A 22384-nucleotide genomic window follows, 5' to 3' on the forward strand; every position below is an offset into this window, starting at 1 on the left:
ATGAATAGATGGTAGCAGAGGAAAATAGGGGTAAAGTTTGTTCTTGTAACTGCCTCTATTAAATGTTTCAGAGACGGTTTAGGTAGAGAATTGTCGTCGGATAGATATGAAAAAAGCCCGAAGCGTTAACTTCGGGCTTTTAATAGGACTTTACTTCTTAACTGATTGGCGGTGCGCTTTGCGCTATTAGCTTATGCTTTATTTCTCTTTATCGAGAGTCTTCCAACCATTAACCCGCGTTGAGTTCGGGCTTAAGAGGTAATTACTTGCTTAGGTCGTCAGCGTGCTCAGATAGGAATGCAGCAACACCTTGTGGAGATGCGTCCATACCTGATTTACCTTCTTCCCACTGTGCAGGACAAACTTCACCGTTCTTCTCGTGGAAGTTTAGTGCGTCTACCATGCGTAGCATTTCGTCGATGTTACGACCTAGTGGAAGATCGTTAACTACTTGGTGACGTACAAGGCCGTCAGCATCGATTAGGAAAGAACCACGGAAAGCAACGCCTGCTTCTGGGTGCTCAACATCGTATGCTTTACAGATCTCGTGCTTCACGTCAGCAACTAGAGGGTATTTAACTTGACCGATACCGCCATCAGCGATAGCAGTGTTACGCCATGCGTTGTGAGAGAATTGAGAATCGATAGAAACACCGATTACTTCAACGCCTTTAGCTTGGAAATCTTCTAGACGGTTGTCGAAAGCGATTAGCTCTGAAGGACAAACGAAAGTGAAGTCTAGTGGGTAGAAGAAAACTACCGCTTTCTTACCTTTAGTGAATTCTGCGAAGTTGAAGTTATCAACGATCTCACCGTTACCTAGAACAGCTGCTGCAGTAAAGTCAGGGGCTTGACGACCTACTAGTACCATTTGGAATCTCCTAAAAAATTAGTTGGCCCAACACATCTTTGTTTGGGCTCCGTTTCTACGGGACAAACTATAGTACAATCGGTACTATAGAAAAAAGCGAATTAAATAGATTAAGTTAATCGAAAAAAGCGATAAGCTTATTCTTTGTCCGTTCCTTAGGTCAAATGACCTTCACTTAAGTTATCCTACTCATATTACAAAGTAATTTCATGAATAAATGGCCAAGTCTTAAGCAACTTCACTATCTTGTTACTCTTCACGAAACTCGGCACTTTAGCGACGCTGCGGATCGCTGCTTCGTGAGTCAATCGACACTAAGTAAAGGCATTCAAAACCTGGAAGAACTCATTGGTTGTCCTCTCTATGAGAAGAAAGATAAAAAGAGCCCATTGGTTTTCACTCAAGCGGGTGAGCTGGTGGTTAAGCATGGTCGAGAGTTATTGGCGAAAGGGCAAGACTTGGTTGAGCTCGGAAATCTATGCAATGGTGATGCGATGCAAGGGCAGCTAAGAGTCGGATGTATCCCTACCATTGCGCCATTCCTTCTGTGTGATTTGGTACAAGAAGCGAACCAACGTTTTCCACAGTTGAACTTGTTATTACGGGAAGACACGACAACTAACCTTTTGGCTGCGTTGCGCCATGGTGAGTTAGATGTGTTGATTCTGGCTCTGCCTGTCGATATAGACAACATGGAGAGTAAAGTTGTCGGGCAAGACCCTTTCAGAATGGTGATCAGCCGTAATCAAGCTGATGGTATTCGTGTTCCGATTAAATATGATGACCTGCCAGACGAATCTGTATTCTTGTTGGAAAACGAGCACTGCTTAACCGAGCACGCGGTATCAGCTTGTAAGCTAACCGACAAAGAGAAGATAAACCCGTTCACCGCCACAAGCCTACATACGTTGGTACAAATGGTGGCAAATGGCTTAGGTACTACCTTTATTCCTCAGATGGCTATCGACCATGGTTTGTTGCAAAATCAGAATCTAGTGGTGATCGACCCGCCAGGCCAACAGGCATACCGAGACATAGGCCTTGTATGGCGACCAAGCTCGTCACGTCTTGAAACCTTTCATCAGTTAGCCGAAGTGGTCTCAGAATTGCTTTAAAAACTCGAAAAAACTAAAAAGAGCAGCTATTTAGCCACTCTTTTGTTTATTTCTTAATAAGAAAAACGCCACAAATAGTGGCGCTAGAAGTTTATCTATAGTGTTAGATTTTGAAAAAACTCAGCAAGTCTTTTTGCTTAACAGCTAATGAAGAGAGTTCTTCACTTGCCTGTTTGCTCTGCTCAATTCCTGAAACATTTTGATGAACAATATCAAAGGTCAGAGAAACATTTTGTGAAATATCTTGTGTTACGCCAGATTGCTCTTCAGACGCTGTGGCTACTTGTGTGTTCATATCAGATATTAGTTGTACAGAGTCTGTGATAGAAGCGAATGCAGTGCGAAGCTGTTCGCTATACTGTCTAGACTCTTCAGCTAACGAAAGGTTGGATTGCATAAACTGGTTCGCATCTTTCGCTTGAGCCTGAAGGCGAGATATTATTTCTTGAATATCGACCGTAGATTGTTGTGTTTTAGCGGCAAGAGAACGAACTTCATCTGCTACCACCGCAAAGCCTCTGCCTTGCTCTCCCGCTCGAGCGGCTTCAATGGCTGCATTTAACGCAAGTAAGTTAGTTTGCTCAGAAATTGAATTGATCACTTCAATAACACTACCGATCTCTACCGAGTACTCTTGCAATTGATTAACGATGTTTGATGTTTCTTCGATCGAGTCTTCAACTTTTCGTGATATATCATCTGATGCATCGAGTGAAACACTGCCATCTTTGACATTTGTCGTCGCCCCAGTTGCTGCGCTCTCTGCGCTAGCTGCGTTCTGGCTAACCTCACTCGCAGTACTAGAAAGTTCATTGATGGCTGTCGCGATTTGCTCCATTTGACTCAGTTCTTGCTGAGCGTTTCCTTCTGTTTGACTCATTACTGCGGTTAGCTCAACGGAGGCTGCTGAAACATTGTCTGAAATCTGGTGGAAACCATCGATTATTCGGCGTAGCTCTTGGCGCATTTCTAAAATGTTTGCGTATATACCGGTTTCTTTACCCGTAATTGGAATCTGCTTTGAAAGATCACCAGCGGCAACTTCGGCAACAATGGCTTGGATGTCACTTGGCTCTCCTCCAACGACTTTCCATACACTGCGGTAAATCGAAACGGCAATGCTAAGAGAAACAGCGACAACGAGAATTGAAAGAACGCCAAGCACAAATTGCGCGTTAGAGAATCGCTCGACCATATTAGGCCCGACAGAGTCTTGCTTTGACTTTGTTGATAGCTTTATCTCTTCAATTGTTTGTGCCGCATTAACACCAGCAAGATCAAGAGTCCCTGAAATGATGCCATTTCTTGTGTTTATAGTGTCAACGATCTTTGAAAATGTGTTGCGGTAAATTTTGAAGGCACTAGTGAAATCGTTTAAGTAGTTGATTTGTTCCATCGACATGAGTTGAGATTCGATTGTTTCTGCAAGTAGTGCAGCAGAGGCAAACTCTTTTTCAGCACGCTGAGCATCTTCTGCTTGATTGCTAGTCAAAAACTTAGAAGCGTACAATCTGGATAGTAAGACATGCTGCTGAAGCTGTCCTGAACTGACAGCAACTTCTAAATCTTCTTCAGCTGAAGCTTGGGTCATTAGGTTAGTCACTGCCTTGCGCATGTTGACTCCTGATGGGTCTAAGGCCTCTTGAACTAGGTTGTTTCTAGTATTGACCAATTGAACAACCTTGTTAAAGCCTTGGCTATATTGACCAAGCTGCTTCTTTATCGTTAGGAATTCATTTTTGTGTAGGTCGTCAAGATGAGAGTCTAATATTTCATCTATCAATTGATTTGATGCTGTGATACGTCTATTCAGTTCAGAAACATGTGACGGAGTAGGGTTCTTAATATATTTAAGTGCAGATAAACGAGCTTCCAGAATATTGGCTTGGATTCGACCTGTTGAGACACTTGTTATTGCAAGAGAGCGGTAGGTGTTAAACCCATCACTCGATTGATAAAAGCGTAATGAAGCAACGACTGAAATAACCAAAATTAGCGCGAGAATCACGCCAAAACCTAAGGACAGCAATTTCTTTAAACTCATAAATATCATTCCTAGTAAGGCAGCTTGTTTTTATTCTTAACAAATTCTTACATGATTATAACGATAAATATATCAATAAATAGTATGTATCCACTATATTTTGATGCCTAAAAATGATGAGCGAAGTAGGTTGTTGATATTGTTGTTTTTTGTAACTTGCTTCTCGGTTTTTTATAAAAAAATAAGATGAGGCTTTAGATGTGTCAGAATTTAGATATGTGAAGAGCCTCGGGTTCAAAGGCTCTAAGGATTATCGCAAGTAGAACAAACGGATTAACTTTCGACTTCTTCTGGTTCCGCTTCTTCTTGTAGCTCTAGCAGGTTAATGGCTATCGTAACGAAATCACTGTCTGTAATAATGCCTACGAGTTCGTGGTTTTCTACGACAGGTAAGCAGCCCACCTTATGTTTTTGCATATAAACAGCAGACTCTTTTAATCCTGCGCGAGGCTCTACAGACATAACACTCTTGTGCATGATGTCGTTGAGTGGTGTTGAAAGGGTAAAAGATTGAGCTTGAGGGATGTTTTGTAGGCTGGATTCTTGAGCGGCAAGAACGTCTCGCTGTGTGACGACGCCAAGCAGTTGTCTGTCGGCATCAACAACCGGAATATGGCGGATATCAAGCGCCTCCATCATGTGCTTTGCATCGGCCAGTGAGTGTGAGCGCAATAGGGTATGAGGGTTGCGAGTCATCATATCTTCAACCTTGATCATACGGACCTCCTTCTTTTTTATTCGTTGCTATTACTATAGTTTTTTATCCAAAAAATAACTGAGATCTAACGCATTTTTGGGTGAGTTTCATGCAACTAATTTTGGTTTTTTATGAGGGGGAGTGGTCGTATTATTTTACGACTCTTTACAATAATCCAGTGCTGTAAACCTTGCTATTGCGGCTCGTGTGCCTATACTAGCCCACTGCGAAATTTTTAGTCGTGTTTGTGATGTGTTTCTGGTAACGATTGACTTACCGTAACGATTGATCTGCAACCATGATTTATTATTCGTCAACAGCACAAATCTCATCAACTAAGACAAGACTACAAACATGCAAGTTTCAGATTTTCACTTTGACCTACCAGATGAACTCATTGCTCGCTACCCTCAAGAGGAGCGCACAGCAAGCCGCCTGCTTAAATTAGATGGCAACAGCGGTAACCTAGCTGATGGTTCGTTTAAAGACGTTTTAGACTTGGTTGAGCCAGGCGATCTTGTTGTTTTTAATAATACTCGCGTGATTCCTGCTCGTGTATTCGGTCGCAAGGCATCAGGCGGTAAGCTTGAAGTGTTGGTTGAACGTATGCTGGATGAGAAAAGCATTCTTGCGCATGTTCGTTGTTCTAAATCACCGAAACCGGGTACCAAATTGTTCCTTGGTGAGAACGATGAGTATGAAGCTGAAATGGTGGCACGTCATGATGCGTTATTTGAAATCCATTTCACATCCGATCAAAGCGTTTTAGAGATTCTTAACAGTGTTGGTCACATGCCACTGCCTCCTTACATCGATCGTCCAGATGAAGACGCCGATAAAGAGCGCTACCAAACTGTCTATAATGAAAAGCCGGGTGCAGTTGCTGCGCCAACAGCAGGCCTTCACTTTGATGACAAGCTAATGGCTGACATGAAAGAAAAAGGTGTTGAGTTTGCTTACGTGACGCTTCACGTTGGTGCTGGTACGTTCCAGCCGGTAAAAGTCGATAATATTAATGATCACCACATGCATGCTGAGTACGTTGAAGTACCACAAGAAGTGGTTGATGCTGTAGCAGCTGCAAAAGCTCGCGGCGGACGCATCATTGCCGTTGGTACAACCTCTGTGCGTTCACTAGAAAGCGCAGCGCAAGATGCACTGAAAAAAGGTACTGAGCTTGTTCCTTTCTTTGGTGACACAGAAATCTTCATCTTCCCAGGTTATGAATATCAGCTGGTGGATTGCTTAATTACCAACTTCCACTTACCAGAATCAACGCTGATTATGCTAGTAAGTGCATTTGCTGGTTATGACAATGTGATGGGCGCATACGATCACGCAGTGAAGAGCGAATATCGTTTCTTCAGCTACGGCGACGCCATGTTCATCAATAAGAAAACGAGCTAGTTTTAGCTGGTTATAAACGATATAAGCAGAATTTACGGGTGCTAGCAGTAGGCTAGGAGTCGGGCAGGGTGTCTGTCTAATCTCTCGCAAGGAATACGCGACCGCTCCTCATAGAACCCACTAGACTGAACTTTTGTTCGGCCTAAGGTTCTGAATTAACAGTCAGATTGTTTCTCTGGCATATTGGAGGCTTCGTGAAATTAAAATACGAACTTAAAAAAACTAATAGCGGCGCACGTCGTGGTCAACTTCAGTTTGAACGCGGTACCGTTGAAACCCCAGCATTCATGCCTGTAGGTACTTACGGTACGGTTAAAGGCATGACACCTGAAGAAGTAAAAGACACAGGTGCTGAAATCCTATTAGGTAATACATTCCACCTATGGCTACGTCCTGGTCAAGAAATCATGAAACTGCACGGTGATTTGCACGATTTCATGAACTGGAAAGGTCCTATCTTGACTGATTCAGGTGGCTTCCAAGTATTCAGCCTAGGTGCAACGCGTAAAATCACTGAAGAAGGTGTTCATTTTCGTAACCCTGTAAACGGTGACAAGATCTTCATGGACGCCGAGAAGTCGATGGAAATCCAAAAGGATCTAGGCTCAGACATCGTAATGATCTTTGACGAATGTACGCCTTACCCTGCGACGCATAAAGAAGCTAAAGACTCGATGGAGATGTCTCTTCGTTGGGCTCAGCGTTCACGCGATCACTTTGATAAGCAAGAAAACCCGAACTCATTGTTCGGTATTGTACAAGGTGGCGTATACGAAGACCTTCGTGATGTATCCGTTAAAGGCCTAACAGAAATTGGCTTTGACGGTTACGCAGTAGGTGGTCTAGCAGTAGGTGAACCAAAAGAAGATATGCACCGCATTCTTGAGCACACATGTCCTCAACTGCCTGAAGATAAGCCTCGTTACCTAATGGGTGTAGGCAAACCTGAAGACTTGGTTGAAGGTGTTCGTCGCGGTATCGATATGTTTGACTGTGTTATGCCAACGCGAAATGCACGTAATGGCCACCTGTTTGTAACGGAAGGTGTGATCAAGATCCGTAATGCGAAGCATAAAACCGATACAACACCACTAGATTCAGATTGTGACTGTTACACTTGTAAGAACTACAGTAAGTCGTACTTACACCATTTGGATCGTTGTAACGAAATCCTAGGCGCTCGACTGAACACGATTCACAACCTGCGTTTCTATCAACGAGTTATGTCAGACATTCGTCAGTCTATCGATGAAGACCGCTTTGAAGAGTTCGTTGCAGAGTTCTACGCAAGAATGGGGCGTGAAGTGCCACCACTAGGTAAAGAATCTTAGTATTTCTTTTTTGCGAGCCCTATCTCTCTTCCGAGTGATGGGGCTTGAAAATAAAGGGATACGACCCAATTAGACAAACAATTACGAAAATATAATAGAGGATGTTTTAAATGTTTATTTCTCAAGCTCACGCAGCAGCAGAAGGTGCACCAGCAGGCGGCGGTTTCGAAATGCTTATCATGCTAGGTATGTTCGCTGTGATCTTCTACTTCATGATCTACCGTCCACAAGCTAAGCGTGTTAAAGAGCACAAGAACCTTATGTCTTCTATGGGCAAAGGCGATGAAGTTCTTACAAGCGGCGGCTTAATCGGCAAGATCACTAAGATTGCTGAAGACAGCGACTACGTTGCTATCGAACTGAACGCAAATAACGAAGTCGTTATCAAGAAAGACTTCGTTACAGCAGTGCTACCAAAAGGTACTCTGAAATCACTATAAACAGCTAGAGGATCCTCGCTGTGCTAAACCGTTATCCGTTATGGAAGTATTTGATGGTGGTGTTTGCCATCGCTATCGCTGCGTTGTACGCACTTCCAAATATATACGGTGAAGATCCGGCAGTTCAAGTTACAGGGGCGCGTGGCGCCTCTGTAGATCTGTCTACGCTGGATGCTGTCACCAATGCTCTTGAAGCAGAAAACCTTTCTACTAAATCCGTTGCTCTTGAAAACGGTTCTATTCTTGTTCGCTTTAACGATACAGATACGCAAATTAGTGCCCGTGATATCATCACAGAAGCACTAGGTGACGACGTTATCGTAGCTTTAAACCTAGCGGCTTCAACTCCCGATTGGCTTGAATCTATTGGTGCTGCACCAATGAAACTAGGTCTTGATCTACGTGGTGGTGTTCACTTCTTAATGGAAGTGGATATGGACGCTGCGATGCAAAAACTGGTTGGCCAACAAGAAGAAGCGTTCCGCAGTGAACTTCGTGAAGAGAAAATCCGCTACCGCGCTATTCGCCCATCGGGTAAAGATGCGGTTGAAGTGATTCTGCGTAACGAAGAGCAGCTTGCTGAAGCGAAATCGCTACTGCAATCTAAGCACCAAGATATGACGTTCGTAGATTCAGAATCTAACGGCCGTTTCTCTTTGGTTGCAAGCTTTACAGATGCTCGTCTTCAAGAAATCCGCAATTATGCGGTAGAGCAAAACATTACCATTCTACGTAACCGTGTTAACGAACTTGGTGTCGCTGAGCCTTTGGTTCAACGTCAAGGTGCTAGCCGTATCGTAGTGGAATTGCCAGGTGTTCAAGACACGGCTCGTGCTAAAGAAATTTTAGGCGCAACGGCGACTCTTGAATTCCGAGAAGTGGACAGCAGTGCCGATTTGGCCGCTGCAGCTTCTGGCCGTGCTCCTGCTGGTAGTGAAATTAAGCAAGACCGTGATGGTCGCCCTGTGGTACTTAAGAAGCGCGTTATCTTAGGCGGTTCTAGCATTACAGATGCAAGCTCAAGTGTTGACGAATATGGTCGCCCGCAAGTTAACATCTCGCTAGACAGCGAAGGTGGTAGCAAGATGTCTGCATTCTCTCGTCAAAATATCGGTAAGCTAATGGCTACGGTATTTGCAGAGTACAAAGACAGCGGTCGTAAAACACCAGAAGGTCGAGTGATTCTAAGTAAGCACGAAGAAGTGATTAACCAAGCGACGATTCAATCTGCGCTAGGCCGTAACTTCCGTATTACGGGTATCGACTCAACGGCTGAAGCTCATAACTTGGCACTTCTACTGCGTGCTGGTGCATTGATTGCGCCTATCTCGATTGTAGAAGAGCGTACGATTGGTCCATCTATGGGTCAACAAAACATCGATATGGGTATCATGGCGATGGTTTGGGGTATGGCTGCAGTAATGTTGTTTACGCTGCTTTACTACCGTAGCTTTGGTCTTATTGCGAACGTCGCTCTGATGGCTAACTTAGTGTTGATTATCGGTGTGATGTCGATGATTCCTGGCGCGACTATGACGCTACCAGGTATTGCCGGTATCGTATTAACGGTCGGTATGGCGGTCGATGCCAACGTTCTTATCTTTGAGCGTATACGTGAAGAACTTCGAGATGGACGCAGTCCACAACAAGCGATTCACCAAGGTTATGCAAACGCATTTAGTACAATCGCCGATGCCAATATCACCACACTACTAACAGCAATCATTCTGTTTGCTGTAGGTACAGGTGCAATTAAAGGCTTCGCGGTTACGTTATCAATCGGTATCTTGACTTCAATGTTTACAGCTATTATCGGAACACGTTGTATCGTGAACCTGATGTATGGCGGCAAACGCGTTAAGAAACTGTCGATCTAAGGCTAGGAATTAATATGTTTCAGATTCTAAAAGCAGACAAAATGATCGACTTCATGCGTTGGTCAAAGGTTGCCTTTTTATTCTCAATTTTGATGATTGGTACTGCCATCTTTACTCTAACAACGAAATCGTTGAACTGGGGTCTAGATTTTACAGGCGGTACTCTGATTGAAGTGGGCTTTGAAGAACCAGCAAACCTACCCGATATTCGAAGTGCACTAGAAGCTGAAGGTTTTGGTGATGCTACGGTTCAGAACTTTGGTTCTGCGCGTGAGGTAATGGTTCGTCTACGTCCACGTGACGGTGTTGCGGGCGAAACGCTTGGTAACCAAATCCTGACTGCAATTAAAGAGGGTACTGGTGAGCAAGTTGAAATGCGCCGTATCGAGTTCGTTGGTCCTAACGTGGGTGACGAATTAACAGAAGCTGGTGGCCTTGCTATCCTAGTTTCTCTTATCTGTATCTTGATCTACGTATCAGTGCGATTTGAATGGCGTTTGGCCGCAGGTGCTGTATTAGCTCTAGCGCACGACGTTATCATCACACTAGGTGTGTTCTCTCTAATGCAAATTGAGGTAGACCTTACTATCGTGGCAGCCTTGCTAACGGTAGTCGGTTACTCCCTCAACGATACCATAGTGGTATTTGACCGTATTCGTGAGAACTTCCGTAAGATGCGTAAAGGCGAGGCACCTGAAGTGCTGAACAGCTCAATCACACAAACATTGAGCCGTACTTTGATCACTTCTGGTACCACGTTATTCGTAGTTATTGCACTGTTTGTTCAGGGCGGCGCTATGATTCATGGTTTCGCGACTGCGCTTCTATTGGGTATTACAGTGGGTACTTACTCTTCTATCTACGTTGCATCTGCACTAGCAATGAAGTTGGGTATTACGCGTGAGCACCTAATGCCACCACAGGTGGACAAAGAAGGTGAAGAGTTTGACGAAATGCCTTAAGCCTTGGCTTAACCAATTTCGCTGAACCAAAAAAACCGCTAGGCAACTAGCGGTTTTTTTACATCTGTTTTTTGTGGTTGAGCTCAATGCAATTTCACGTTGAAGTGAGTTGCACTCGATGTAACTAAGCGCCACCTTGATCGTCTCTCGTATCGCAGATATAAAAAAGCCCCGCATTGCGAGGCTTTGAAAATCTTCAGCTCTTAACTAAAGAGCATTAACGCAAGGTCTGAATTACTTCAGCATACCTTCGTTAGCGTTCTCACGAACGTGCTTAAGAATAGACTTAACACCACGAGCGCTTGAAGCAACAACATTACCAGACGTCATGTAATCAGTACCGCCAGCAAAGTCAGTCATGATAGCGCCAGCTTCACGAGCGATTAGATCGCCAGCTGCTAGATCCCATGGCTTAAGGCCTAGTTCTAGGTAACCGTCAACACGGCCAGCCGCTAGGTAACATAGGTCAAGAGCTGGAGAACCAGTACGACGGAAATCAGCACAATCAACGAATAGACCAGAGATGATCTTCATGAAAGATTCAGAGTGTTGTTTTTGCTTGAATGGGAAACCAGTCGCTAGAACAGTACCTTGAAGGTCTTTTAGTTGAGTAACACGCATACGAGCGTTGTTAAGTTGAGCGCCAGCGCCACGTTGAGCTGTGAATAGCTCGTTTAGCATTGGGTCATAAACACAAGCAACTTCTGTACGACCGTTCATGCGAACAGCGATAGATACAGAGAAGTGAGGGAAACCTTTTACAAAGTTGTTGGTGCCATCTAGTGGGTCAACGATCCATTGTACGTCAGAATCTTTACCTTCGGTTAGGCCTGACTCTTCAGAAATAATGCTGTGCTCTGGGTAAGAAGATTTGATTGTCTCAATGATCATGTACTCAGCTTCTTGAGCAATGTTAGTAACGTAATCGTTGTTACCTTTTAGAGACGATTCGATCTTATCAGTTGTTTCTAGAGATTTAGCAATATGGTTGCCAGCTTTACGCGCAGCGCGTATCGCAATGTTTAGCATTGGATGCATATGGTTTTTCCCACAAGATGTTAAAGAACAGTTTAAAGCGGCGGCGAGTATACCAAAGTTTCCCCAAAAGGGAAGTGGTTATTTTTTGAACTCTTGATTTCACATTCCGAGAAGGGTCTGACCATTTTACTTAGCTATGTGTTAATATCTCGCGATTATTTTTAAAGTGGTGTCATATAGCATGTTAGACAATGTAAAAGTCGTTCTGGTTGGTACGTCTCATTCGGGAAATATCGGTTCAGCAGCTCGCGCAATGAAAGTGATGGGTTTGAGTCAGTTAGTTCTTGTAGACCCTCAATGTGAAGTTGACGAGCAGACCTTAGCACTGGCAGCGGGTGCAGGTGACATCGCAGAAAATGCGACGATTGTTTCTACACTGGATGAAGCAGTAAAAGACTGTGGTTTGGTGGTTGGTTCGAGTGCTCGATCTCGTACACTTGAGTGGCCAATGCTTGAGCCGCGTGAATGTGGACAAAAATTTGCAGTTGAAGGTCAAAAGCACCCTGTAGCATTAGTGTTCGGCCGTGAGCGCACAGGCTTAACCAATGATGAGCTTCAGAAGTGTCATTTCCATGTATGTATCCCTGCGAATCCTGAATACAGCTCGCTAAACCTAGCAATGGCGGTACAGACTCTTAGCTATGAAGTACGTGTGGCACACCTTGATATGGTGGCGAGCCAGTACCAACCGCAGCAACAAGATGAGTACCCTCGTCACGAAGAACTAGAAATGTTCTATGAGCACCTTGAAAAAGTGATCATTGATACCCAATTTATCTCTAAGGATAAGCCGGGTCAGGTGATGAATAAGCTACGTCGTTTGTTCAGTCGAGCTCGTCCAGAGCTGCAAGAGATCAACACTCTACGCGGCATTTTGACTTCAATTGAGAAGAGCAAAAACGACAAATAAAGCCCATACAAATCCTAAGGGTGAATACCTGACCAAAATAGTCAACTAAATACTTGACCAATTTAGTCAGGTATGGGAAGATTCCAACCACATAAACAATGTGGATACGGTGTGGTATGAAACTTACATCTAAAGGAAGATATGCGGTAACAGCTATGCTAGATGTGGCACTGCATTCGCAAAAAAGCCCAGTTCCTCTGGCTGACATTTCAGAGCGACAAGGCATCTCGTTATCTTACTTAGAGCAACTCTTTTCTAAGTTACGTAAAGCAGGCTTAGTTGCTAGTGTTCGCGGCCCTGGTGGTGGTTACCGTTTAGGTGCTGAAGCGAGCGATATCGCTGTCGGAACTGTAATTGCAGCAGTAGACGAATCAGTGGATGCGACTAAGTGTCACGGTCGAGCAAATTGCCAAGGTGGCAGTCGTTGTCTAACGCACACTCTTTGGCGTGATTTAAGCTCCCGAATCAGCAGCTTCTTAAACGACATTACGCTCGGTGAGCTAATGAAAGATAACGAAGTTTTAGAAATTTCTGATCGTCAAGATATCGATCTTGCGGTTAATAATGGTTTTGCACATAAAAATACGAGCACTACAACGATTAGTGCAGCACCTCACGGTGTTAATGCCCGCTCTTAGCGGTCAGTTTTTACATTGGAGTAGAAAATGAAACTGCCTATTTACTTTGACTATTCAGCTACATGCCCTGTTGATCCACGTGTTGCTGAGAAAATGGTTCAATGCATGACGATGGACGGTAACTTCGGTAACCCTGCATCTCGTTCACACCGTTACGGCTGGCAGGCAGAAGAATCAGTAGATAATGCTCGTGAGCAAATTGCTGACCTACTAAATGCAGACCCACGTGAAATTGTTTTCACTTCAGGAGCTACAGAGTCAGATAACCTTGCGATTAAAGGTGCAGCGCACTTTTACGAGAAGAAAGGTAAGCACGTAATTACGTGCAAAACAGAACACAAAGCGGTTCTTGATCCATGTCGCCAACTAGAGCGTGAAGGTTTTGAGGTAACTTACCTTGAGCCAGAAGCAAACGGCATCATCGATCTAGACAAGCTACAAGCTGCAATGCGTGAAGACACTGTTCTAGTTTCTATCATGCACGTGAACAACGAGATTGGTGTAATCCAAGATATCTCTGCAATCGGCGAACTATGTCGTTCACGCAAGATCATCTTCCACGTTGATGCGGCTCAGTCTTTGGGTAAAATTCCACTAGACGTACAAGAGATGAAAGTTGACCTAATCTCACTTTCAGCTCACAAAATGTATGGCCCTAAAGGTATCGGTGCACTTTACGTTCGTCGTAAGCCACGTATTCGTCTTGAAGCGCAAATGCACGGCGGCGGTCATGAGCGTGGTTTCCGTTCAGGTACGCTGGCTACTCACCAAATCGTGGGTATGGGGGAAGCTTGTGCTGTTGCTAAGCAAGACATGCAGAAAGATTACGATCACGCACTAGCACTTCGTGAGCGCCTATTGAAAGGTGTTCAAGATCTAGAAGCGGTAACGGTAAACGGTGACCTAGACCAACGTGTACCTCATAACCTAAACGTGAGTTTCGCTTTCGTTGAAGGTGAGTCTCTGCTTATGTCTCTAAAAGACCTAGCAGTATCATCAGGTTCTGCATGTACATCAGCAAGCCTAGAGCCTTCATACGTTCTACGTGCTCTTGGCCTGAACGATGAACTGGCACACAGCTCAGTACGTTTCTCATTCGGCCGTTTCACAACGGAAGAAGAAATCGACTACGCGATTGCACAAATTCGTGTAGCGGTAAACAAATTACGCGACATGTCTCCTCTATGGGATATGTATAAAGAAGGGATTGATTTGAACACTGTTGAGTGGGCTCATCACTAATCTCACGGAAATAGAGGATTCGAGGTAACTATCATGGCATATAGCGAAAAAGTAATTGATCACTACGAAAACCCACGTAACGTAGGTTCGTTTGATAAAGAAGACCCAAGTGTAGGTAGCGGCATGGTTGGCGCACCGGCTTGTGGTGATGTAATGAAACTGCAAATCAAAGTATCTGCAGAAGGTATTATTGAAGACGCAAAATTCAAGACTTACGGTTGCGGTAGCGCAATTGCTTCTAGCTCACTAGTAACTGAGTGGGTTAAAGGTAAAAGCATTGATGAAGCAGCGGCTATCAAAAACTCTGAAATTGCAGAAGAACTAGAATTGCCACCAGTGAAAGTTCACTGTTCAATTCTTGCTGAAGATGCAATCAAAGCAGCAGTTGCGGATTACAAAAAGAAGCACTAATCGCTTCTAAAACGTAATCACTTCAAAAAAGTAATATTTGGGAGCACCCTTTGTGCTCCCCCTGAGTTCTCAATTTATATAAAACACAAGGTTGTAGTATGGCCATCACCATGACAGATACGGCAGCAAGCCGAGTTCAAGCTTTCCTAGATAACCGAGGTAAAGGTATCGGGTTACGCTTAGCGGTAAAAACTACTGGCTGTTCGGGTATGGCGTATGTACTGGAATTCGTTGACGAGCTTAACGAAGAAGACGAAGTGTTCGAGCATTCAGGTGTGAAGGTCATCATTGATCCAAAGAGCCTCGTTTACCTAGACGGTACTGAGCTTGATTACGTAAAAGAAGGCCTAAACGAAGGTTTTGAATTCAACAACCCGAACGCGAAAGGCGAATGTGGTTGTGGTGAGAGCTTCAATGTATAAACGCTTCAATCGTTGAGCGTTTATAGTGAGCGAAGAATAAAATTAGGCTCTATTTAAAGAGCCTAAACTTAGGACCACCGTTACATGAATCATTTCGAATTATTTGGGCTACCACTTCAGTTTCAACTGGATGGTAGCCTTCTTTCTTCTCAGTTTAGAGATCTGCAACGCCAATTCCACCCTGATAAATTTGCCACAGCTTCTGAGCGTGATCGCCTATTAGCCGTGCAAAAAGCGGCACAAATTAACGATGCGTATCAGGTGTTGAAGAATCCAATCAGCCGAGCTGAATACCTGTTAGTGCAACATGGTGAGGATATTCGCGGCGAACAGCAGACCATGCAAGATCCTATGTTCCTGATGGAGCAAATGGAATTACGTGAAGAGCTGGAAGACATCACCGACAGTTCTGATCCTGAAGATGCGCTATTTGCATTTGAAGGCAAGGTTAGCAAAATGTATAAACAACAATTAAGTGCTATCCAACAAGAACTCGACAGCGAAGCTTGGCTAGAAGCTGCAGACCGAGTAAGAAAGCTTAAGTTTATTGCAAAATTAAAGAATGAAATCGAATTAGTTGAAGATCGTCTGATCGGCTAGTTTGTATAACAAGGACACATCCATGGCACTACTTCAGATTGCAGAACCAGGGCAAAGCGCCGCTCCTCACCAGCACAAGCTTGCTGTGGGTATTGATTTAGGTACAACAAACTCATTGGTTGCGGCAGTACGCAGTGGTGAGGCGAGCACGCTCGTTGATCAACAAGGTCGCAGTATTTTGCCTTCCGTTGTTCACTATACATCAGAGTCATACACGACTGGTGATGAAGCTCGTGCAAATGCACAGACTGATCCTAAAAATACCATTATCTCAGTGAAGCGATTAATCGGTCGTTCATTGTCAGATATCCAACAGCGATACCCGTCTCTGCCATATCAGTTTGAAGAAAGTGATAATGGTCTGCCTGTGATTCTTACAGATCAAGGCAACAAGAACCCAATTCAAGTATCTGCAGACATTCTTCGAGCGCTAGGTCAACGTGCTGAGTCTACATTAGGTGGCGAGCTATCTGGTGCTGTGATTACCGTTCCTGCCTACTTTGATGATGCACAGCGTGCGGGTACGAAAGACGCGGCGCAACTTGCTGGTCTTCACGTGTTGCGTCTTCTTAATGAACCCACTGCGGCGGCGATTGCTTACGGTTTGGATTCAGGCAAAGAAGGGGTGATTGCGGTTTATGACCTTGGCGGTGGTACGTTTGATATCTCTATCTTGCGCCTATCTAAAGGTGTCTTTGAAGTATTAGCAACCGGTGGCGACTCTGCATTAGGCGGAGATGACTTTGACCACTTGATCGCAGATCACTTCCAAGAGCAAATGGGCTTATCAGAGCTCACAGCAGAACAGAACCGTATTCTGTTGGATGCTGCAACAGACGCTAAGATTGGCTTATCTGAAGCTGAAAGCGTTGATGTTGACGTACTAGGTTGGTCTGGTTCATTAACTCGTGAAGAGTTCGAAGAGATCATCAAGCCGCTGGTTAAGAAAACTCTGCTTTCGTGCCGTCGTGCACTGAAAGATGCGGAAGTTGACGCGGATGAAGTTCTAGAAGTTGTGATGGTCGGTGGTTCAACTCGTACCTTACTTGTACGTGAAATGGTCGGTGACTTCTTTGGTCGTACACCACTAACCAGCATTAACCCTGATGAAGTGGTTGCGATTGGTGCATCGATTCAAGCGGATATTTTAGTCGGCAACAAGCCTGACTCTGAAATGCTGCTACTGGACGTAATACCTCTGTCTCTTGGCATCGAAACCATGGGTGGCTTGGTCGAAAAGATCATCCCTCGGAACACCACGATCCCAGTTGCTCGCGCACAAGAATTTACCACGTTCAAAGACGGTCAAACTGCAATGACAGTGCACACCGTGCAAGGCGAACGAGAGATGGTTGATGACTGTCGTTCATTGGCTCGATTTGCTCTGAAAGGCATCCCGCCGATGACTGCAGGTGCTGCTCATATTCGTGTGACTTACCAAGTGGATGCGGATGGTCTGTTATCGGTTACCGCAATGGAGAAGAGCACTGGCGTTCAAGCTGAAATCCAAGTTAAGCCTTCTTACGGCCTAAGCGATAACGAAGTGGCTAGCATGCTGAAAGATTCGATGACGTTTGCAAAAGAAGACATGCAAGCGCGTGCTCTTGCTGAGCAACGCGTAGAAGCGGATCGCGTTATCGAAGGCCTTATCGCTGCAATGCAAGCTGATGGTGACGAGCTACTTGATGAACAAGGCAAACAACAACTTGTTCAAGCGATTGAAGCACTGATTGAAGTGCGCAATGGTGACAATGCTGATGCCATTGAACTAGAAATTAAGAATACCGACAAAGCGAGCCAAGATTTTGCTTCTCGTCGTATGGATAAATCAATTCGAGCTGCACTGTCAGGTCAGTCAGTCGATAATATTTAATAGTTAGAGAATAGATAAACATGCCAAAGATTATTGTTTTACCTCACGAAGATCTATGTCCAGAAGGCGCTGTTTTAGAAGCAAAAACTGGTGAGACGGTTCTTGATGTTGCACTGAAGGCCGGTATTGGTATTGAACACGCGTGTGAGAAGTCGTGTGCATGTACAACATGTCACGTCGTGATTCGTGAAGGTTTCGATTCTTTAGAAGAGAGTGATGACCTAGAAGACGACATGCTAGATAAAGCATGGGGCTTAGAGATGGAATCTCGCCTTGGTTGCCAAGCAAAAGTGGCTAACGAAGATCTTGTAGTAGAGATTCCAAAGTATACATTGAACCTAGCGTCTGAAGATCACTAAGAACTTCTCTACCGTCATGGTGATTTCGCCATGACTGAGATAACGGTTTAACAAAACTGGCCTAGAATATAGATCATAAAGGTGACCAAGCGTCGCTAATATATATAAGGAAGTGTTATGAGCTTGAAGTGGATTGATTCGCGAGACATCGCAATTGAGCTATGTGATTTGTACCCTGATACTGATCCTAAAACGGTACGTTTTACCGATCTGCATCAATGGGTGCTAGACCTTGAAGAGTTTGATGACGAGCCTAACCACTCGAATGAAAAAATCTTAGAGGCTATTATTTTGTGCTGGATGGATGAGATGGATTAATCCTCTCATCGAATGATTTGGTCGCGGGTTGGAATCACTCCAATGTAAAACGCAGCCAAGTTAACAATTCTTACTAAAAAAAGCGGACCTTATGGTCCGTTTTTTTATCAAAATGACATTTTCCTCCTACATAATGCTAACATCAGTGCGCTAATAAAAAACAATCAGAATCACACACTCAAAGTGGTTCAAAGACAAGGAGAAATCATGTCTACACAGATGTCAGTATTTTTAAGTCAAGAAGCTGCCCAGCCTCAGTGGGGAGCAAGAGCTATTTTATCGTTCTCAGAAGCGGGAGCGACAATTCACATTGGTGAAGGCCACGATCTAGGTGCGGTTCAGCGTGCTGGTCGTACGCTTGACGGACAAGGTATCGCATTCGTTTCACTTCGTGGTGAAGGTTGGGATCTAGAAAGCGTTTGGGCTTTCTACCAAGGCTACCGTGGACCAAAGAAAAAGAATGCATTGGAATGGGATGCACTTTCAGAAGCCGATCAAGCTGAGCTAGAAGCTCGCATCCGTGCTACTGATTGGACGCGTGACATCATCAACAAAACGGCTGAAGAAGTGGCTCCTCGTCAATTAGCGACGATGGCAGCTGAATACATTAAGTCAGTAGCACCAGCAGGCACTGTTAAAGCGAAAATCGTTAAAGACAAAGATCTCCTAACAGAAGGTTGGGAAGGCATCTACGCGGTAGGCCGTGGCTCTGAACGCACTTCAGCAATGCTTCAACTGGATTTCAACCCAACTGGAGATGAAAACGCACCCGTGTTTGCTTGTCTAGTGGGTAAAGGTATTACCTTTGACTCAGGCGGTTACAGCATCAAGCCAGGGCAATTCATGACAGCGATGAAGGCTGACATGGGCGGCGCAGCTACCATCACTGGTGGTTTGGGTCTTGCGATTGAACGTGGTCTGAACAAGCGTATCAAGCTTATCCTATGTTGTGCTGAGAACATGATCTCTGGCCGTGCATTGAAGCTTGGCGACATCATTACTTACAAAAATGGTAAGACAGTTGAGATCATGAACACCGATGCGGAAGGCCGCTTGGTGCTTGCTGATGGCCTGATGTACGCAAGTGCACAAAACCCTGAGCTTATCATCGACTGTGCAACGCTAACCGGCGCGGCTAAAAATGCATTAGGTAACGACTACCACGCATTATTGAGCTTTGATGATGAGTTGTCTCATCAAGCACTAACGGCTGCGAACCAAGAGAAAGAAGGCCTATGGCCATTGCCTCTTGCTGATTTCCACCGTGGTATGTTGCCTTCAAACTTTGCTGATCTTTCAAACATCAGCTCTGGTGATTACACACCGGGTGCAAGTACAGCGGCTGCGTTCCTCTCTTACTTTGTAGATGACTACAAAAAAGGTTGGATTCACATGGATTGCGCAGGTACTTACCGTAAATCAGCAAGTGATAAATGGGCTGCAGGTGCAACGGGTATGGGTGTTCGCACACTGGCTCGTCTTCTTGTTGACCAAGCAAAATAATAATAAGAGTGAGCGATATTTCGGTGCCGCTCATCCCTAAAACTCAGATCGAAAGATCTCAGTAATTTCAGTATTTAATAACAAAAAAATGAAGTGAAGGAATCCCTATGGCTCTAGAAAGAACGTTCTCAATTGTTAAGCCAGATGCAGTTAAACGTAACCTTGTTGGTGAAATCTACCACCGTATCGAAAAAGCAGGCCTAGAAATTATTGCTGCTAAGATGGTTCGTCTTACCGAAGCGCAAGCAAGTGGCTTCTACGCAGAACACGAAGGCAAAGAGTTCTTTCCGGCTCTTAAAGAGTTTATGACTTCTGGTCCTATCATGGTTCAAGTACTTGAAGGCGAAAACGCAATTGCTCGTTACCGTGAATTGATGGGTAAAACTAACCCAGAAGAAGCGGCGTGCGGCACTATCCGTGCTGACTACGCAATCAGCATGCGTTACAACTCAGTACATGGCAGCGACAGCCCTGAGTCTGCAGCTCGTGAAATCGAATTCTTCTTCCCAGAATCTGAAATTTGCCCGCGTCCAGCTCAATAAGCGACACTGCAAATGATTCTAAAGGCTTCACTTCGGTGAGGCCTTTTTTGTAAGTGGTTTTTGTGTTCTCGATAATCAACCTAGTCGTCATTCCCGATAGCGACGAAGGAGCGTAATCGGGAATCTCGCTTTGAAGTGGCTAAATTTAAGCAGGTCAATTTTATTGTGTAATTTTTAATCACTTAAGTTTTAATGTCTTAGTAAACGCAGGGTTTTACAGTGCTTGTTGAAGTTGCGTAAAGCCTGTACAATTCGCGCCCTTAATTATTGTTCCGTCATTGAGAGGCATCATGACCACAGCTAAAGTCAATCTACTCGATTTTGATCGTAAAGGTCTTCGTAAATTTTTCACAGAAGAACTGAATGAGAAAGCGTTTCGAGCAGAGCAAGTGATGAAGTGGATTTATCACTTCGGTGTCGATGACTTCGAACAAATGAGCAACATCAATAAAAAATTACGTGAGAAACTGCTGCATCGCTGTGAAATTGTTGCCCCTACCGTTTCTGAAGCTCAGCACTCAGCAGATGGCACCATTAAATGGGCGATGAGCGTTGGTGACCAAGACGTTGAAACGGTATACATCCCTGATGGTGACCGCGCGACGCTATGTGTATCTTCGCAAGTAGGCTGTGCGCTTGAATGTAAATTCTGCTCTACGGCTCAACAAGGCTTCAACCGTAATTTGAAAGTTTCAGAGATCGTTGGCCAAATCTGGCGTGCATCTCGTGAAATCGGCCTAGAGAAAGAAACAGGTCGTCGTCCAATTACTAACGTCGTAATGATGGGTATGGGCGAGCCTCTGCTAAACATGAAAAACCTAATTCCATCATTAGAGCTGATGCTTGATGATCTGGGTTTTTCACTGTCTAAGCGTCGTGTAACGGTATCAACATCTGGTGTCGTTTCTGGCCTTGATCAGATGACAGATAACATCGATGTCGCTCTGGCTATTTCTCTACACGCACCAAACGATGCACTACGTAGCCAAATCATGCCGATCAACGACCGTTGGGATATTCAAGATTTCCTAGCATCGGTTCGTCGTTACATTGCTTCGTCAAATGCTAACCGCGGTAAAGTAACGGTTGAGTACGTTCTATTGGATCATGTGAATGATGATATGGACCACGCTCGTGAACTTGCTGAGCTAATGAAAGATACGCCTTGTAAGATCAACTTGATTCCGTTTAACCCTTATCCGGGTTCGCCTTACAAGAAGCCAAGCAACTCTCGTATTGATCGCTTCCAAAAAACGCTGATGGAATATAACTACACAGTAACGGTTCGAAAAACTCGTGGTGATGATATTGATGCCGCATGTGGTCAGCTGGTTGGTGATGTTATTGATAGAACCAAGCGTACTAAAATGCTGAAAGCCGCCTCTGAAGCTAACTTGATCGCAGGTGATGTGATTCAAGTAAAAGCGGTTTAAATACCATTTAGAACTAGACAAGCCAGAAGGATTCCTTCTGGCTTGTTACTTTTTTGGAAGGTGAATTTCCAAGAATTGGATTTCTTCCCACGCTTTCTTACATTTTTCGTTAAATTTTGGACAAAACCATGAGCTGACGGTAAATTTTGTTTAAAGTGTTTTTGCCTTGCAATGGCATTAGCTTATGATTAACTCATCTTAAATTAATTTAAGTGCTCGCTTGTTACCCGATAATCGTCAATGTGTCTATTTAGGTTGGCTACTTGATAAACTAGCTTCCTGAGAAGGTCATCCATAATCAATGGGTGATGTTCGTCTTTAAGGGTTGATGATTTAGATAACAGGAAAAAT

The 22384-nt window shown here is 44.3% G+C and carries 22 protein-coding genes; 18 read left to right on the forward strand and 4 right to left on the reverse strand.

Features of this window, described 5'->3' with window-relative positions; genetic code table 11:
• Positions 1-262 precede the first annotated feature (262 nt).
• Entirely contained in the window at positions 263-871 is a 609-nt protein-coding gene (locus AB4407_RS12140; RefSeq protein ID WP_048658845.1) for a peroxiredoxin C, read from the reverse strand.
• 209 nt (positions 872-1080) lie between these two features.
• Here AB4407_RS12140 and AB4407_RS12145 point away from each other — a divergent pair, with 209 nt between their 5' ends.
• Positions 1081-1986, forward strand: a complete 906-nt coding sequence (locus tag AB4407_RS12145; protein ID WP_372120725.1) for a hydrogen peroxide-inducible genes activator — start codon at positions 1081-1083, stop codon at positions 1984-1986.
• Between the two features lie 103 nt (positions 1987-2089).
• On the opposite strand, the gene AB4407_RS12150 is transcribed toward AB4407_RS12145, so the two are convergent.
• Positions 2090-4030 carry a methyl-accepting chemotaxis protein gene (locus tag AB4407_RS12150; RefSeq protein ID WP_372120726.1) on the reverse strand — a complete coding sequence of 647 codons (1941 nt, stop codon included), beginning with the start codon at positions 4028-4030 and terminating at the stop codon, positions 2090-2092.
• A 273-nt stretch (positions 4031-4303) separates the two neighbouring features.
• The gene (locus tag AB4407_RS12155; RefSeq protein ID WP_372120727.1) at positions 4304-4747 is read right to left on the reverse strand and encodes a CBS domain-containing protein; all 444 of its coding nucleotides are present in this window, start codon (positions 4745-4747) and stop codon (positions 4304-4306) included.
• Positions 4748-5081: 334 nt separating this feature from the next.
• Between AB4407_RS12155 and queA the strand changes: the two genes are divergently transcribed.
• From queA to secF, 5 genes are all read left to right on the forward strand, one after another.
• Positions 5082-6134 (forward strand): tRNA preQ1(34) S-adenosylmethionine ribosyltransferase-isomerase QueA, encoded by a 1053-nt coding sequence (gene queA, locus AB4407_RS12160; RefSeq protein ID WP_017062523.1) that lies wholly within the window; start codon positions 5082-5084, stop codon positions 6132-6134.
• Between the two features lie 194 nt (positions 6135-6328).
• The gene (gene tgt / locus AB4407_RS12165) at positions 6329-7465 is read left to right on the forward strand and encodes a tRNA guanosine(34) transglycosylase Tgt (protein WP_009848280.1); all 1137 of its coding nucleotides are present in this window, start codon (positions 6329-6331) and stop codon (positions 7463-7465) included.
• A 110-nt stretch (positions 7466-7575) separates the two neighbouring features.
• Positions 7576-7905: a preprotein translocase subunit YajC gene (gene yajC / locus AB4407_RS12170; protein ID WP_010440492.1), complete on the forward strand. Its 330-nt coding sequence runs from the start codon at positions 7576-7578 to the stop codon at positions 7903-7905.
• Between the two features lie 20 nt (positions 7906-7925).
• Positions 7926-9782 (forward strand): protein translocase subunit SecD, encoded by a 1857-nt coding sequence (gene secD / locus AB4407_RS12175; RefSeq protein WP_372120728.1) that lies wholly within the window; start codon positions 7926-7928, stop codon positions 9780-9782.
• Positions 9783-9796: 14 nt separating this feature from the next.
• Positions 9797-10744 (forward strand): protein translocase subunit SecF, encoded by a 948-nt coding sequence (secF, locus tag AB4407_RS12180; protein ID WP_372120729.1) that lies wholly within the window; start codon positions 9797-9799, stop codon positions 10742-10744.
• Positions 10745-10978: 234 nt separating this feature from the next.
• Here secF and suhB read toward each other — a convergent pair whose 3' ends face one another.
• Positions 10979-11782 (reverse strand): inositol-1-monophosphatase, encoded by an 804-nt coding sequence (gene suhB, locus AB4407_RS12185; RefSeq protein WP_372120730.1) that lies wholly within the window; start codon positions 11780-11782, stop codon positions 10979-10981.
• A 181-nt stretch (positions 11783-11963) separates the two neighbouring features.
• Between suhB and trmJ the strand changes: the two genes are divergently transcribed.
• The 12 genes from trmJ (at position 11964) to AB4407_RS12245 (ending at position 22033) form a co-directional block, all read left to right on the forward strand.
• Positions 11964-12692, forward strand: coding sequence for a tRNA (cytosine(32)/uridine(32)-2'-O)-methyltransferase TrmJ (gene trmJ / locus AB4407_RS12190; protein WP_004735091.1), 729 nt, complete (start codon positions 11964-11966; stop codon positions 12690-12692).
• Positions 12693-12808: 116 nt separating this feature from the next.
• Positions 12809-13330 (forward strand): Fe-S cluster assembly transcriptional regulator IscR, encoded by a 522-nt coding sequence (iscR, locus tag AB4407_RS12195; RefSeq protein WP_132743337.1) that lies wholly within the window; start codon positions 12809-12811, stop codon positions 13328-13330.
• Between the two features lie 27 nt (positions 13331-13357).
• Positions 13358-14572, forward strand: coding sequence for an IscS subfamily cysteine desulfurase (locus AB4407_RS12200; protein WP_372120731.1), 1215 nt, complete (start codon positions 13358-13360; stop codon positions 14570-14572).
• Between the two features lie 33 nt (positions 14573-14605).
• Positions 14606-14983: a Fe-S cluster assembly scaffold IscU gene (gene iscU, locus AB4407_RS12205; protein WP_004735094.1), complete on the forward strand. Its 378-nt coding sequence runs from the start codon at positions 14606-14608 to the stop codon at positions 14981-14983.
• Between the two features lie 98 nt (positions 14984-15081).
• Complete coding sequence (iscA, locus tag AB4407_RS12210) at positions 15082-15405, forward strand: iron-sulfur cluster assembly protein IscA (protein WP_010440519.1); 324 nt, start codon at positions 15082-15084, stop codon at positions 15403-15405.
• A gap of 84 nt (positions 15406-15489) precedes the next feature.
• On the forward strand, positions 15490-16005 hold the full coding sequence (gene hscB, locus AB4407_RS12215; RefSeq protein ID WP_239828591.1) for a co-chaperone HscB: 516 nt from the start codon (positions 15490-15492) through the stop codon (positions 16003-16005).
• 22 nt (positions 16006-16027) lie between these two features.
• Positions 16028-17878: a Fe-S protein assembly chaperone HscA gene (gene hscA, locus AB4407_RS12220; RefSeq protein ID WP_372120732.1), complete on the forward strand. Its 1851-nt coding sequence runs from the start codon at positions 16028-16030 to the stop codon at positions 17876-17878.
• 20 nt (positions 17879-17898) lie between these two features.
• Positions 17899-18237, forward strand: coding sequence for an ISC system 2Fe-2S type ferredoxin (gene fdx, locus AB4407_RS12225; protein WP_017629863.1), 339 nt, complete (start codon positions 17899-17901; stop codon positions 18235-18237).
• A gap of 117 nt (positions 18238-18354) precedes the next feature.
• Positions 18355-18555, forward strand: coding sequence for a Fe-S cluster assembly protein IscX (iscX, locus tag AB4407_RS12230; protein ID WP_004740335.1), 201 nt, complete (start codon positions 18355-18357; stop codon positions 18553-18555).
• A gap of 207 nt (positions 18556-18762) precedes the next feature.
• On the forward strand, positions 18763-20058 hold the full coding sequence (gene pepB / locus AB4407_RS12235) for an aminopeptidase PepB (RefSeq protein ID WP_372120733.1): 1296 nt from the start codon (positions 18763-18765) through the stop codon (positions 20056-20058).
• A gap of 107 nt (positions 20059-20165) precedes the next feature.
• Complete coding sequence (ndk, locus tag AB4407_RS12240; protein WP_372120734.1) at positions 20166-20600, forward strand: nucleoside-diphosphate kinase; 435 nt, start codon at positions 20166-20168, stop codon at positions 20598-20600.
• A gap of 290 nt (positions 20601-20890) precedes the next feature.
• On the forward strand, positions 20891-22033 hold the full coding sequence (locus tag AB4407_RS12245) for a bifunctional tRNA (adenosine(37)-C2)-methyltransferase TrmG/ribosomal RNA large subunit methyltransferase RlmN (protein ID WP_372120735.1): 1143 nt from the start codon (positions 20891-20893) through the stop codon (positions 22031-22033).
• The last annotated feature ends 351 nt before the right edge of the window (positions 22034-22384 follow it).

The sequence above is a fragment of the Vibrio sp. 10N.261.46.E11 genome, assembly GCF_041472735.1.
GTDB lineage: Bacteria > Pseudomonadota > Gammaproteobacteria > Enterobacterales > Vibrionaceae > Vibrio.

Bases quoted from the DNA above. Each gene is read 5' to 3' on its own strand.
- AB4407_RS12140 (WP_048658845.1), bottom strand. From the start codon at position 871: ATGGTACTAGTAGGTCGTCAAGCCCCTGACTTTACTGCAGCAGCTGTT.
- AB4407_RS12145 (WP_372120725.1), top strand. From the start codon at position 1,081: ATGAATAAATGGCCAAGTCTTAAGCAACTTCACTATCTTGTTACTCTT.
- AB4407_RS12150 (WP_372120726.1), bottom strand. From the start codon at position 4,030: ATGAGTTTAAAGAAATTGCTGTCCTTAGGTTTTGGCGTGATTCTCGCG.
- AB4407_RS12155 (WP_372120727.1), bottom strand. From the start codon at position 4,747: ATGATCAAGGTTGAAGATATGATGACTCGCAACCCTCATACCCTATTG.
- queA (WP_017062523.1), top strand. From the start codon at position 5,082: ATGCAAGTTTCAGATTTTCACTTTGACCTACCAGATGAACTCATTGCT.
- yajC (WP_010440492.1), top strand. From the start codon at position 7,576: ATGTTTATTTCTCAAGCTCACGCAGCAGCAGAAGGTGCACCAGCAGGC.
- secF (WP_372120729.1), top strand. From the start codon at position 9,797: ATGTTTCAGATTCTAAAAGCAGACAAAATGATCGACTTCATGCGTTGG.
- suhB (WP_372120730.1), bottom strand. From the start codon at position 11,782: ATGCATCCAATGCTAAACATTGCGATACGCGCTGCGCGTAAAGCTGGC.
- trmJ (WP_004735091.1), top strand. From the start codon at position 11,964: ATGTTAGACAATGTAAAAGTCGTTCTGGTTGGTACGTCTCATTCGGGA.
- iscR (WP_132743337.1), top strand. From the start codon at position 12,809: ATGAAACTTACATCTAAAGGAAGATATGCGGTAACAGCTATGCTAGAT.
- AB4407_RS12200 (WP_372120731.1), top strand. From the start codon at position 13,358: ATGAAACTGCCTATTTACTTTGACTATTCAGCTACATGCCCTGTTGAT.
- iscU (WP_004735094.1), top strand. From the start codon at position 14,606: ATGGCATATAGCGAAAAAGTAATTGATCACTACGAAAACCCACGTAAC.
- iscA (WP_010440519.1), top strand. From the start codon at position 15,082: ATGGCCATCACCATGACAGATACGGCAGCAAGCCGAGTTCAAGCTTTC.
- hscB (WP_239828591.1), top strand. From the start codon at position 15,490: ATGAATCATTTCGAATTATTTGGGCTACCACTTCAGTTTCAACTGGAT.
- hscA (WP_372120732.1), top strand. From the start codon at position 16,028: ATGGCACTACTTCAGATTGCAGAACCAGGGCAAAGCGCCGCTCCTCAC.
- fdx (WP_017629863.1), top strand. From the start codon at position 17,899: ATGCCAAAGATTATTGTTTTACCTCACGAAGATCTATGTCCAGAAGGC.
- iscX (WP_004740335.1), top strand. From the start codon at position 18,355: ATGAGCTTGAAGTGGATTGATTCGCGAGACATCGCAATTGAGCTATGT.
- pepB (WP_372120733.1), top strand. From the start codon at position 18,763: ATGTCTACACAGATGTCAGTATTTTTAAGTCAAGAAGCTGCCCAGCCT.
- ndk (WP_372120734.1), top strand. From the start codon at position 20,166: ATGGCTCTAGAAAGAACGTTCTCAATTGTTAAGCCAGATGCAGTTAAA.
- AB4407_RS12245 (WP_372120735.1), top strand. From the start codon at position 20,891: ATGACCACAGCTAAAGTCAATCTACTCGATTTTGATCGTAAAGGTCTT.